Raw genomic sequence first — 13,591 nt, 5'->3', positions numbered from 1 at the left:
CGTTGGCGGATCTCTTTGATGCGCAGGTGGCGCGGACTCCGGGTGCTGTTGCGGTGGTGTTCGAGGGTGCGGTGTTGTCGTACCGGGAGTTTGATGCTCGGGTGAATCGGTTGGCCAGGTTTTTGATTTCGGTGGGGGTGGGGCCGGAGGTGTCGGTGGGGGTTGCGGTGGGGCGCAGTGTGGAGTTGTTGGTGGGGATTTATGCGGTGGTGAAGGCGGGTGGGGCGTATGTGCCGATCGATGTGGATCAGCCGGCGGAGCGTGTGGGGTTTGTGGTGTCGTCGGCGGGTCCGGTGTTGATTTTGACGGTCGCCGGTGGTGGTGGGTTGCCGGTGGGGGTTCGGGTTGTTGATCTTGATGTTGTTGATGTGTCGGGGTTTTCGTCGGATCGGGTGACGGATGCGGATCGGGTGGCGCGGTTGTTGCCGGAGCATCCGGCGTATGTGATGTTTACGTCGGGGTCGACGGGTCGTCCGAAGGGGGTGGTGGTGCCGCAGGTGGGGGTGGTGAATCGGTTGTTGTGGATGCAGGATCGGTATCCGTTGGGCTGCGATGATGTGGTGTTGCAGAAGACTCCGGTGACGTTCGATGTGTCGGTGTGGGAGTTGTTTTGGCCGTTGATGGTTGGTGCTCGGTTGGTGGTTGCGGCGGTGGGTGGGCATCGTGATGCGGTGTATCTGTCGCGGGTGATTGTGGAGCAGGCGGTGACGGTGGTGCATTTTGTGCCGTCGATGTTGGAGGTGTTTGCGGCGGAGCCGGGTGCGGCGGCGTGTGTGGGGTTGCGTCGGGTGTTTGCGTCGGGGGAGGCGTTGTCGGTGGTGTCGGCGGTGCGGTTGCGGGATGTGTTGCCGGGTGTTGAGTTGCATAATTTGTATGGTCCGACGGAGGCGTCGGTGGATGTGACGTTTCATGAGTTCGGTTCGGGTGATGTTGGGGTAGGGGCGGTTCCGATCGGTGTGCCGGTGTGGAATACGCGGGTGTTTGTGTTGGATTCGCGGTTGCGGCCGGTGCCGGTGGGTGTGGTGGGGGAGTTGTATTTGGGTGGTGTGCAGTTGGCGCGGGGGTATGTGGGTCGGTGTGATTTGACGGCGGATCGGTTTGTGGCGGATCCGTTCGGGGGTTCGGGTTCTCGTTTGTATCGGTCGGGGGATGTGGTTCGTTGGGCCCCTTGCGGTGAGTTGGAGTATGTGGGGCGTAGTGATTTTCAGGTGAAGTTGCGGGGGCAGCGGGTGGAACTCGGTGAGGTGGAGGCGGTGTTGTTGCGTCAGGTGGGGGTGGCGCAGGCGGTGGTGGTGTTGCGGGGTGGTGGTGGTGGTGGGGAGTATTTGGCGGGGTTTGTGGTGCCGGTGGTGGGGGTGACGTTGGATGTGGGGGTGGTGTTGGGGGGTGCGGCGTCGGAGTTGGTGGGGTTTATGGTGCCGTCGGTGTTGGTGGTGTTGTCGGGTTTGCCGGTGACGGTGAATGGGAAGTTGGACCGAAAAGCGCTACCGGACACTCACTTCAGCGGAACAACCTATCGTCCGCCCATCACGCCGACGGAGCAAGCGGTGGCCACGGCCTTCGCTGACGTCCTCGGGGTCGACCGAGTGGGAGCTGACGACAGCTTCTTCAACCTCGGGGGAGACTCACTGAGCGCCACCCGAGCGGTGGCGCGCATCAACAGTGCACTTGGTTCAACGCTGGGAATCGCGGCGTTGTTCGACGCACCGGTCGTGTCCGCGTTGGCTGCGTGGGTCGAATTGACAGCGCGGACTACTGCGGCTGCCCCGATGCTCAGCAGGAGGCTGCGACCCGACCGGATTCCCCTTTCCCTTGCGCAACAGCGGATGTGGTTTGTCAATCAATTCGACACGTCCTCGCCGGCCTACAACCTCCCCGTAGCACTGCAGTTGGACGGAGTGCTGGATCCGGATGCGTTGCGAGCGGCACTCGGTGACGTCATTGAACGACACGAGTCTCTGCGAACTTTGTTTCCCGGCTCCGCGGACGGGCCTTGGCAGGCGATTGTCGATCCCACTACGCTTGCTCTGAATCTGAGCCCGACTCCCGACCGAGAATTGCGATCCTCGCTCAGTTGCTTCTTCGGCGTCGGATTTGATGTCTCCGAAGAACTTCCGCTCCGGGTGAAGTTGCTGAGGCTCGCTTCGGAGCGGCATGTCCTTGCCATTGTCGTCCATCACATTGCTGCTGACGGCGTGTCGATGGCGCCCTTGGCGCGGGATTTGATGCTCGCCTATGCCGCCCGCGCACGGCAACAGTCGCCGGGTTGGGAACCGCTTCCCGTGCAGTATGCCGACTACGCCCTGTGGCAGCGCGAGGTGCTGGGCACGGATGCGCAGACACGTTCGGAGGTGTCGGGCCAACTCGACTACTGGACGCGGACATTGTCGGGAATCCCGGAATTGCTGCAGTTGCCACTGGATCGGCCACGGCCCGCACAACGGTCCGTAGTCGGCGGAGTTGTTGCATTCGACATCGAACCCGTGCTGCATCGAACACTGATAAATCTTGCACACCAAAGTAATTCATCACTGTTCATGGTGATGCACGCCGCATTGGTGGTGCTGCTGGAAAGGCTGTCGGGTTCGGACGACGTAGTGGTGGGAACTCCGGTAGCGGGTCGTGGCCAACGGGAACTCGACGACGTCGTGGGGATGTTTGTCAACACGCTTGTCCTGCGTACCCGCGTCGACGCAGGGGCTACGTTCGCCGAAGTTCTCAGCGGTGTTCGAGCGGCAGACCTCGGTGCATTCGAGCATGCGGACATCCCCTTCGAGCGCGTGGTGGACGAGCTTGCCCCCGAGCGATCGACTTCGCACACACCTCTCTTTCAAGTGCTACTCGAATTCCAGAACACCACTGCGCTGCGCCTGGAACTGCCTGGACTTGCCGTCCGGTCGATCGATGTGGATCTGGACGTCGCGAAATTCGATCTGCAGTTGAGCCTGATGGAGCGCGTCGACGAGCATGGTGCGCCTGCGGGAATCAGTGCCGGCTTCCGGTACGCGTCCGATGTATTCGATCGTGAGTCGGCGCAGCAGATCTCGGACCGATACCTGAGAGTGGTGGAGAGCGTCACCACGGATCCGACGAAGCCGGTGGGGGATATCGACATCCTGCGGGCGTCGGAACATGTGCTCACGTCAGCGAATCGCCCGGGAACAGCTGTCGCGTCCGCGACCTTGGCGGAATTATTTGATCGATCGGTGGTTTTGTCAGGCGATACTGTGGCGGTATCTCCAGTCGGCACCGTCGCGGTGACATACCGGGAGCTCGACGCGCGAGCGAACCGGCTCGCAAGGCTGCTTCTGGCGCAGGGTGTGGGTGCAGAATCGCTAGTGGCCGTGGCGATGACAACTTCGGTCGATCTTGTGGTGGCCATATTGGCAGTGGTGAAGTCCGGGGCCGGTTATGTACCGGTGGACGTGACCTCTCCGACTGAGCGGTTGGCGTTCATTCTCGGTGATGCGCAGCCGCGGTGTGTCCTCACCACTACTGCGGACTCGCATGCAGTCGGTACCAGCGATCTCCCGATGATCCTGCTCGACGATCCGGAGATAGTGTCTGCACTGCAGAAGTTTTCGCCACTTCCGGTGGGAGTCGGAGACCGGCAGGGGCCGCTACATCCCGACTCGGTGGCCTACGTCATCTACACGTCGGGTTCTACCGGGCAGCCGAAGGGCGTACAGGTTTCGCATCGAAACGTGGCCACTTTGCTCGCAAACACGCAGTCGCTATTCGGATTCGGGCCGTCTGACGTGTGGACTATGTTCCATTCCTCCGCATTTGACTTCTCGGTGTGGGAAATGTGGGGAGCGCTCTGTCACTGTGGTCGACTGGTGCTGGTCGACTACTTCACGGCACGCTCACCCTCGAAGTTCCTGGACCTACTGCGTGAGCAACGCGTCACCGTCCTCAATCAGACGCCCACTGCCTTCTATCAGTTGGCCGAGGTAGATCGTCTGGCGGATACTCCCGATCTGGCAGTGCGGTATGTGATCTTCGGTGGGGAGGCCCTCGAATTCGGGCATCTGAAGCGCTGGTACGAGCGGCGAGATGAAACAGCCCCGGTCCTGGTCAACATGTACGGCATTACCGAAACAACTGTGCATGTCAGTTATCTGGAGATTGACCGTGACCTGGCGGCACACGAGTCCGCGTCGGTGATCGGCCATGGCCTGCCCGGGTTGCGGGTCTACGTTCTCGACGGGCGACTCCATCCCGTGCCGTCCGGTGTTATCGGAGAAATGTACATCTCCGGCGCACAGGTCTCGCGCGGATACCTCGGCCGGTCTGCCCTCACCGCTGCCCGGTTTGTTCCCGACCCCTTCACCCCGGGATCGCGGATGTACCGGTCGGGTGATCTCGGCCGGTGGAACGCGAACGGAACGCTGGAGTACCTTGGGCGCAACGATTTCCAGGTTCAGTTGAAGGGCTATCGCATCGAACTCGGTGAAGTGGAGTCTGTACTGCTCGCATGCGGCGGGGTTGCGCAATCGGCGGTGACAGCGCATGGGGATCGCTTGGTCGGGTATGTGGTGCCGGAGAACGGTGCGGTGATAGATCCGGTCGCGATCATCGATGAAGTGGCGCAAACACTGGCTTCGTACATGGTGCCCGCGGCAGTGCTGGCCTTGCCCGAGTTGCCGCTGACACTCAATGGCAAACTGGATCGAAAAGCCTTACCCGAAGCAGACTTCGGAAATAATGTGACCCCGAGTCGGAAGCCGGTCACCGGCACAGAACGCATCTTGTCTGACCTGTTCGCGGAGGTACTGGGTCTCGATGCCGTCGGCGTCGACGACTCGTTTTTCACGATCGGTGGGGATTCGATCATGTCGATCCAGCTGGTCACCCGAGCTAAAGCTGCCGGAGTAGTGATCTCGCCGCGTGATGTGTTCGATCGCAAAACCGTTGCGGCACTGTCCGAGATAGCGGGGACTGCCGACGAGGTGGTTGTCCTCCCGGAACTGGCCGGGGGTGGCATCGGGGAAATTCCGTTGACGCCGATCGCGTCGTGGATGCTCGGACGCGGCGGGGATTTCCGCCGTTATTCACAGTCGGCACTGTTCACGCTCCCCACGACACTGGACGTAGACACCCTGACGAGGGCATTGCAGGTAGTGGTTGACCGACACGATCTGCTGCGGGCGAGGTTATTCCGGACCGACAGCACTGAAACCGGTTGGGGGTTGGAGGTAGCGGACGAAGGGGCGGTGCGTGCGGCCGCGATTGTCCGTCGGGTGGAGGGATCCGGAGCGGACGGCGAGTTCGCGGCGCGGGAACTCGACGCGGCTCTTGATCGCCTCGATCCCGAGTCGGGCGTGATGCTGCAGGTGGTCTGGCTGGACAGTGACAACAGCGACGACAGGGACGACAGCAGCGCCGCGAGGTTGCTGATCGCGGTCCATCATCTCGCGATGGACGGTGTGTCTTGGCGGATCCTGATGCCCGACCTCGGAAGTGCATGCGCGCAACTGCAGTCCGGTTCGGAGCCGACGATCGAGCCTGCCGGGACATCGATGCGCCGGTGGGCGCACGCACTCGCAGATTTCGCCCACGATCCTCGGTGTATCGCAGAACTCGAGTTGTGGCGGGGAATGCTGGATGCACCCGATCCGATGCTGGGATCGCGACCACTCGCCGTTTCCGATACCGAGTTCATTGCTGCGGATGTAGAAGTACGGGTTCCGGCGTCGCTGACCGAGACCCTACTGACGACGGTGCCGGCGGCCTTCCACGGCAGCGTGGGCGACGGATTGCTGACGGCGTTGGCTCTGGCGTTGATCCGTTGGCGTCGACGCCGTGGGGTCGATGTGGCGGAAGCACTTCTGAGCCTCGAAGGTCACGGACGAGAAGAGCAGTTGGCGCCCGGAGCGGACCTCTCTCGCACAATCGGATGGTTCACCACGATCTTCCCGGTACGACTCGATCTGCGCGACGTGGATCTTGACGACGCCTTCGCTGGGGGCCCGTCCGCCGGTGCCGCGATCAAGAAGGTGAAGGAACAACTTCTCGCGGTTCCCGATCACGGGATCGGTTTCGGTCTCCTTCGATATCTGAATACTGATACAGCGCACTTGCTTTCATCTCAGGCGATGCCTCAGATCAGTTTCAACTATCTCGGGAGATTGGGCGGGAGCTCGACCGGGAGCGCCGACGGCTGGGTGCCGATCGAGGAACCCGGACTGCGTGAAAGGTTGACTGCGGGCCTGCCCCTTGCCGCCGTTGTCGATGTCAACGCAATGACCGTCGACACCGATGACGGCCCCGTGTTGACCTCGACATGGACTTTCCCGCCGGGTGTGATCACCCGAGAGGAGGTTGATGAACTTGCGCAGGGGTGGGTGCAGGCGTTGCACGCTCTGAGCGCACACGCGCAAGCTGGTGGTACTGGATTCACGCCGTCGGATTTGGATCTCGTCGAGCTTCCGCAGGATGGTATCGAAGAACTCGAGAGCCGAGTTCCAGACCTGAGCGACGTGTGGCCACTGTCGCCGCTGCAGGCCGGAATGCACTTTCATTCCGAACTCGCCGACGAGTCCGTCGACGCCTATCTGGTGCAGTTGAGCCTTGATCTTGTCGGCTCCGTGGATGTGCCTCGGTTGCGCCGTGCGGCCGACGCTCTACTGAACCGGTATTCCAACTTGCGTACGGCATTTCTGCATGACGCGGAGGGCAACACGATCCAGGCTGTCCGGTCGCGGGTGGAAATACCGTGGACTGACGTCGATCTGACGACACCCGATTCGAGTTCGATTGATGTGGAGCGGCTCCTCGACGATGACAGGCTCCGTCCGTTCGAGATGACCCGGGCACCGCTGATTCGGTTCATGGCGATCAAGACTGCGCCGGAAAAGTATCGACTGGTGTTGACCAACCATCACATTCTTCTCGACGGGTGGTCGATGCCGCTGCTGATTACGGAGTTGCTGACGCTTTATGCCACGGATGGCGACCAAGCTTCGTTGCCCCGGGTGCGCGGATATCGCGATTATCTGGAGTGGATGAAGAACCGAGATCAGGTTGCATCGCAGGAGATGTGGGCGCAGGCCCTGGCCGGGGTAGAAGGGCCGACGTTGCTGCTTCCGTCTGGCCGGGGGCAGCAACTGTCAACGATTTCTCAGGAGTGGGTTTTCGACCTCTCCGAGGACCAGACCGCACGGCTCCTCGACGTCGCGCGCTCGCGCGGTCTGACCGTCAACACGATCGTTCAGGTGTCGTGGGGGATTGTGCTCGCCGCGCTGACCGGCCGCGACGACGTGGTGTTCGGTGCCACGGTCTCGGGTCGGCCACCGGAACTTGCCGGGATCGAGACGATGATCGGACTGTTCATCAACACGCTTCCTATTCGAATCAGGTTGCGGCCTGACGAAACTCTGGGAGATTTGCTGGAGCGGGTTCAGGCCGAGCAGGCTGCGTTATTGGATCACCACTACATCGGCCTGTCTGAGATTCGGCGGGCCGCGGAACCCGAGGTCGGATTCGACACACTGGCCGTGTTCGAGTCCTATCCGGTGGATCGTGGCGGCCTGACCACCGATAGCGATATCGCCGGAATGAGAGTGGTCGGAGTGGACGCAAAAGACGCCGCCCACTATCCGTTGAGCTTGGTAGCGTCCGTCGATACTCAGCTACGTCTTAAGTTCGAGTACCTTCCAGATGTCGTCGACGCGAATACAGTTGACGGCATCGCGGCGCGGCTGGTGCTGGCACTCGAGGCCTGTGACCGTCCAGATCAGCCGTTGGCCGCGCTGTCGCTGCTGACCGAGCGGGAGCATGAGGGTCTGGTGCCGGTCAGCGGCGGAGCGGGTGGGTCTATCCGCACTCTGCCGCAGATTCTCGAAGATTCGGCTGCCCTGGATCCCTCCGCGATTGCGCTGTCCTACAAGGATGTTGACGTAAGCTACGGGGATCTCAACAAACGATCGAACCGTCTGGCACGTGCGCTCATCGATCGAGGCGCCGGCCCGGAAACCTTTGTGGCAATCGGGATACCGCGCTCCATTGACTCGGTCTTGTCGGTGTGGGCGGTAGCAAAGACCGGAGCGGCGTTTGTGCCCATCGACCCCAATTACCCGGACGAGCGCATTGCTCACATGCTCAGCGATTCCGGAGTTGCGCTCGGTGTGACCACGATGGAGCACCGAAACCGGTTGCCTGGCAGCACTGACTGGATGGTTCTCGACGATCCGGACTTCGCGCGAGAATGCGCCGAGCGATCCGGGAGTCGCCTGCACCGAATCCCCGCAGACACGCTCGATAGTGCCGCCTACGTCGTGTACACGTCGGGGTCTACGGGCCAGCCTAAGGGCGTGGTGGTCACCCATCGCGGACTGGACAATTTTGCTCGCGATCAGATCGAACGATTCGGAGCGACAACACAATCCCGCACGTTGCATTTTTCGACTCCGAGTTTCGACGGATCGGTGTTCGAGTACCTGCAGGCCTTCGGTGCCGGTGCGACCATGGTGATCGTGCCGACCGACATTTACGGTGGCAACGAACTGGCGGACCTCGTCAAACGCGAACGCGTCACCCATGCCTTCATCACGACCGCTGCGTTGGCGTCACTCGATCCGACGGGGCTGGATTCTCTTGCCGACGTTGTGTTCGGCGGCGAGGCGTGCCCACCCGAACTTGTCGCTCAGTGGGCCGATCTCGATCTCCCGAGTATCCGAGCAACGGGTCGTCGGTTGTACAACGCCTACGGACCGACCGAGACCACGGTCATGTCCAACATCAGCAGACCGATGGTCGCCGAGATGCCGATCACCATCGGTGGGCCCATTCGAGGTGTGACGGAACTGGTACTCGATCACCGGCTGCAACCAGTCCCCGTGGGTGTTCCGGGCGAACTGTATCTCGCCGGAGTGGGACTGGCCCGGGGGTATCACCGCCGGCCGGCGCTCACCGCCGAACGGTTTGTTGCAAACCCGTCCCAGCCGGGGGCGAGGATGTACCGCACCGGCGACATTGTGCGATGGACAGCCGAGTACGCCCTCGAGTACGTGGGCCGCAGTGACTTTCAGGTCAAGGTCCGTGGGTTCCGGATCGAACCCGGCGAGATCGACGGTGTTCTCATGTCGGAGCCGAACGTCGGATTTGCTGCGACCCTCGCGCAGACCGGACCCGCCGGCGACACACTGCTGGCGTCCTACGTCGTGCCGACCCCGGGACGCTCTCTCGATGCCGCCGAGCTCACCCGGGCGCTTGCTGAGCGCCTGCCGACGCACCTGGTGCCGTCGTCGATCATGGTGCTGGAACGCATTCCGCTGACAGCAGTCGGAAAGCTGGACCGTGCGGCACTGCCGGAACCCGTCTTCGATTCTCGGACAGTGCAATACCGTGCTCCGTCGGGCCCGATCGAGGTGGCTGTGGCGGGTATCTTCGCGGAGGTTCTCGGGATCGAAGATATCGGCGCCGACGACGGGTTCTTCGACCTCGGTGGCAACTCCCTCAATGCTACCCGGGTGATGGCCCGAATCCGAGCGTTGCTTGGCACCGACAACGGGGTGCGGGACCTGTTCGAAGCGTCGACCGTCGCGGCGCTGGCCCCGCGCATCGAAGGTGTCGCGGCGCACGAACGGTCAGAGCGTCCGACCCTTGCACGTCGCCCACGGCCGGAAGATATTCCGCTCTCGTTTGCTCAGCAGCGAATGTGGTTCGTCAATCAACTGGACACCACATCACCGGCGTACAACATTCCGATTGTGGTGCGACTGCGCGGTGAACTCGACACAGAGTCGTTGAGCACAGCAATTACGGACGTCGTACGCCGGCACGAGTCGTTGCGAACAGTGTTCCCAGAACGCGAGTCCGGGCCGGTTCAGCAGATTCTGCCCGCCGAGAGTGTTGTTTCCACACTGGCATCCGTGGCTGTTGTGGACGAGGAACACCTGCGCGGTGAGCTTGCCCGTCTGGTTTCGGCAGGTTTTGATGTCACAGTCCGTGCACCGTTGTCCGTCGGACTATTTGCGCTGACCACAACGGAACACGTACTTGCCGTTGTAGTGCACCACATTTCCGCTGACGGGTTCTCCATGGTTCCACTGGTGCGCGACGTGATGGCGGCGTACGGGGCGCGAGTGAGCGGCAACGTCCCGGGGTGGTCGTCGCTCCCGGTGCAGTATGCCGATTACGCCCTGTGGCAACGAGAGGTGCTGGGTTCCGATGAAGATCCCGAGTCGCTGTTGTCGGCGCAACTCGACTACTGGACGACGACGTTGGCGGGAACGCCAGATCTTCTGGAAATACCTACCGATCGTGACCGGCCGTCGCAACAATCTTTCCGCGGGGGACGTATCCACTTCTCCGTCGACCGAGACCTTCATCGGCGCATCAAGGAACTGTCGCGGAGATTGCGCTGCACCGAATTCATGACCATCCACGCCGCGCTCGCGGTCCTGCTGGCACGGCTGGGCAGCACCGACGACGTGGTGATCGGAACGCCGATTGCCGGTCGTGGGGAACGCAGCCTCGACGATCTTGTCGGCATGTTCGTGGGCACACTCGCACTACGTACTCAGGTGGATGCCGCGCGGTCGTTCACGAGCACGGTGGCGCACTGTCGCGACGTCGACCTCGGTGCCTTCGCGCACGCCGACGTTCCGTTCGAACGTGTGGTGGAGGAAGTCGGGCCGACCAGATCGACGGCGTATTCACCGATTGCTCAAGTCTCCCTGGAATTTCAGAACAACGAGCGACCGGTGCTGCACCTGCCGGGATTGGAAATCGAGGGAGCCGACCCCGAACTCGATGTCGTCAAGGTCGATCTCGAATTCCTCTTGGCGGAGGAGTTCGATTCGAACGGTGAACCGGCCGGGATGACCGGAGCGGTCGACTTTGCCACCGATCTCTTCGACGGTGACACCGTCCGAAGTTTCGCCGATCGATTCGTTCGAATTCTCGTTGCTGTCACCGAAGATCCCGACGAGGCGATCGGCGAAATCCCACTGCTCGGCAAGCGAGAGAGTCGAGAGTTGGCGCCGGCGCGAGGCCTGCCCGACGTCCTACCGGCACTGTTGCCCGACATGTTGACAGCCGCCGCCGCACTCGATCCCGACGCCGTCGCGCTGTCCTACGAGGATCGGCAGATCACGTACCGCGAACTCGACAAGTGGTCCAACAGTGTGGCGCGGGTTCTGCGCGGACACGGAGTTGGTCCGGAAACCTTTGTGGCGTTAGGAATGCCGCGTTCGATCGAGGCGGTGGTCTCGATTTGGTCGATCACCAAGGCCGGTGCAGCATTTGTGCCGGTGGATCCGGCGTATCCCACTGAACGTATCGACTACATGCTCACCGACTCCGGGGCATCGGTCGGTCTGACGTTGCGAGGCAGCCGGAGTCAGCTTCCGCACACGGTGTCGTGGTTGGTGCTCGACGATGCGGACTTTGCCGAGCAGTTGGCAGCTGTGTCGTCGGCACCGCTTACCGACGATGACCGAACCAGTCCGCTGTATCTCGCGCACCCGGCCTATCTCATCTACACGTCAGGGTCCACCGGAAAACCGAAGGGAGTCAACGTCACTCATCAGGGGTTGGCCAACTTTGCCGCGGAAACGCGAGAACGATTCGAAGTCACGCACGACGCTCGGGTCTCGCAGTTGACCTCCCCGAGTTTCGATGCATCGGTATTCGAACTGATGATGGCATTCAGCGCTTCGGCGCGGGTCGTGATCGTTCCGCCCACAGTTTACGGCGGCACCGAGTTGGCGGATCTGCTCAAACGTGAGCACGTGACCCATGCGACCATCACGCCGACAGCTCTGTCGTCCCTCGGTGAAGACGGTCTCGATTCACTTCGTGTTCTTGATCTGGTGGGGGAGGCATGCCCACCGGAAGTGGTTGCACAATGGGCGCCGGGGCGGAGCTTGCACAGCGGGTACGGGCCGACGGAGACCACCGTTCAGGCCAGTGTCAGTGCGCCGATGCGTCCCGGTGAGGGTGTGAATATCGGGGCACCGGCGCTGGGATTCAGGTTCTTGGTCCTTGACGACCGGTTGCAACCCGTCCCGGCCGGCGTACACGGTGAGTTGTATATCGCCGGTCCAGGTATGGCGCGCGGGTACCACAATCGGATGGCGCTGACCTCGGAACGATTTGTAGCCTGTCCCTTCGGCGACCCGAGTAGCCGGATGTACCGGACCGGCGACGTGGTGCGCTGGCGCGAGTCCGGGAACGGCACCGGTCACACCCTCGAATACATCGGGCGCAGCGACTTTCAGGTGAAAGTCCGTGGCTTCCGAATCGAACTCGGAGAGATCGACGCCGTGCTCGCGCGCCATCCGGCGGTTGGTTTTGTTGCCACCATCGGGGTCCCCGGCCCATCGGGTGAGACGGTACTTGTCTCCTACTTGCGAGCTCGAGACGGCCAGGATGTGGTGCCCGCAGAACTACGCACGTACGCGTCTGAGCGTCTGCCCTCACACATGGTGCCGGCTGCAGTGGTCGTGCTTGATCGGATTCCGATGACGCCGGTCGGCAAACTCGATCGAAAGGCATTGCCCGCCCCGGAGTTCGGCTCGAGCATTGCCGCATTTCGCGCGCCGACAACGGAGACCGAGCGCATTGTCGTGGAAGCGTTCGCGGAGGTTCTCGGGGTGGAGAAGGTGGGTACGGCCGACAGCTTCTTCGACCTCGGTGGAAGTTCCCTCGTCGCCACCAAGATCGTCGGCGCACTGCACGCAAAATTGGATCGGAAGATTCCGCTGCAATGGATGTTCCTCGATCCCACTCCGGCCGGAATCGCACGCCGCCTCGACATTCCTACGCAGAGCGCAGGCGCGGAAGAGGCACTCGCCGTGGTGATTCCGTTGCGCTCGCAGGGAGATGGACGACCGTTGTTCTGCGTGCATCCGGGAATCGGATTGGCCTGGGGATACGCTGGGCTGGTGCAGCACCTGCCCCCGGACAGGCCTGTGTACGGGCTGCAACTGCCGACGATCAGTGGTGACGGTGAATACCGCTCGATCGAACAACTTGCCCACCGCTACGTCGAGGAAATTCAGGCAATCGAGCCCACCGGTCCGTACGATCTGCTCGGTTGGTCGCTCGGCGGGGTGATTGTGCACGCGATGGCCGTCGACCTGCAGATGGCGGGCGAAGAAGTCGCAACCTTGGCGGTCATGGACAGCTATCCCGAGAATGGCGAAGATCCGCAGTCCGGGGACCTCGACATGCGGGAGTTGCTGCTCGGGTTGGGGCTCGACATCGACATGGAGATGGACGGTGACATGACCTACGAACGCGCGGCACAGTTGCTAAGCGAGTCGTTCGGGACCGAGACCGGAGTGAGCGCGCGTGACCTCGCTCGGATCGCTTCCGGCTACGAGAGTTCCCGGCGTATCGGACACCAATTCGTGCCGCAGATTTTTCATGGCAACATGCTGGTCTTTCCCGCTCTGCGCGACGGGGACGGCGCCACCAATGTGCGGTCGTCGCAGGAGTGGAGGCCGCTCGTGACCGGTCGAATCGACGAGCGGCCAGTGGACTGCGGACACAACGAGATGATCGAACCCGGGGCGCTGGCGATCATCGGACCGGCACTTGCCCGTGCCCTCACTGCGGGTACTTGAGGGGATGACCGACT

At 62.1% G+C, this 13,591-nt stretch carries 1 protein-coding gene; it reads left to right on the top strand.

Annotated elements, in window-relative coordinates; all coding sequences use genetic code 11:
• The coding region (locus MTX36_RS05090) for a non-ribosomal peptide synthetase (protein WP_243618628.1) at positions 1 to 13,577 on the top strand (13,577 nt) is incomplete at its 5' end.
• Positions 13,578 to 13,591: the final 14 nt, after the last annotated feature.

This window comes from Rhodococcus sp. ARC_M6 (genome assembly GCF_022810305.1).
GTDB lineage: Bacteria > Actinomycetota > Actinomycetes > Mycobacteriales > Mycobacteriaceae > Rhodococcus_F.
The sequence above is the reverse complement of the archived record's forward strand: the minus strand, read 5'-3'. Positions and strand labels throughout refer to the sequence as shown.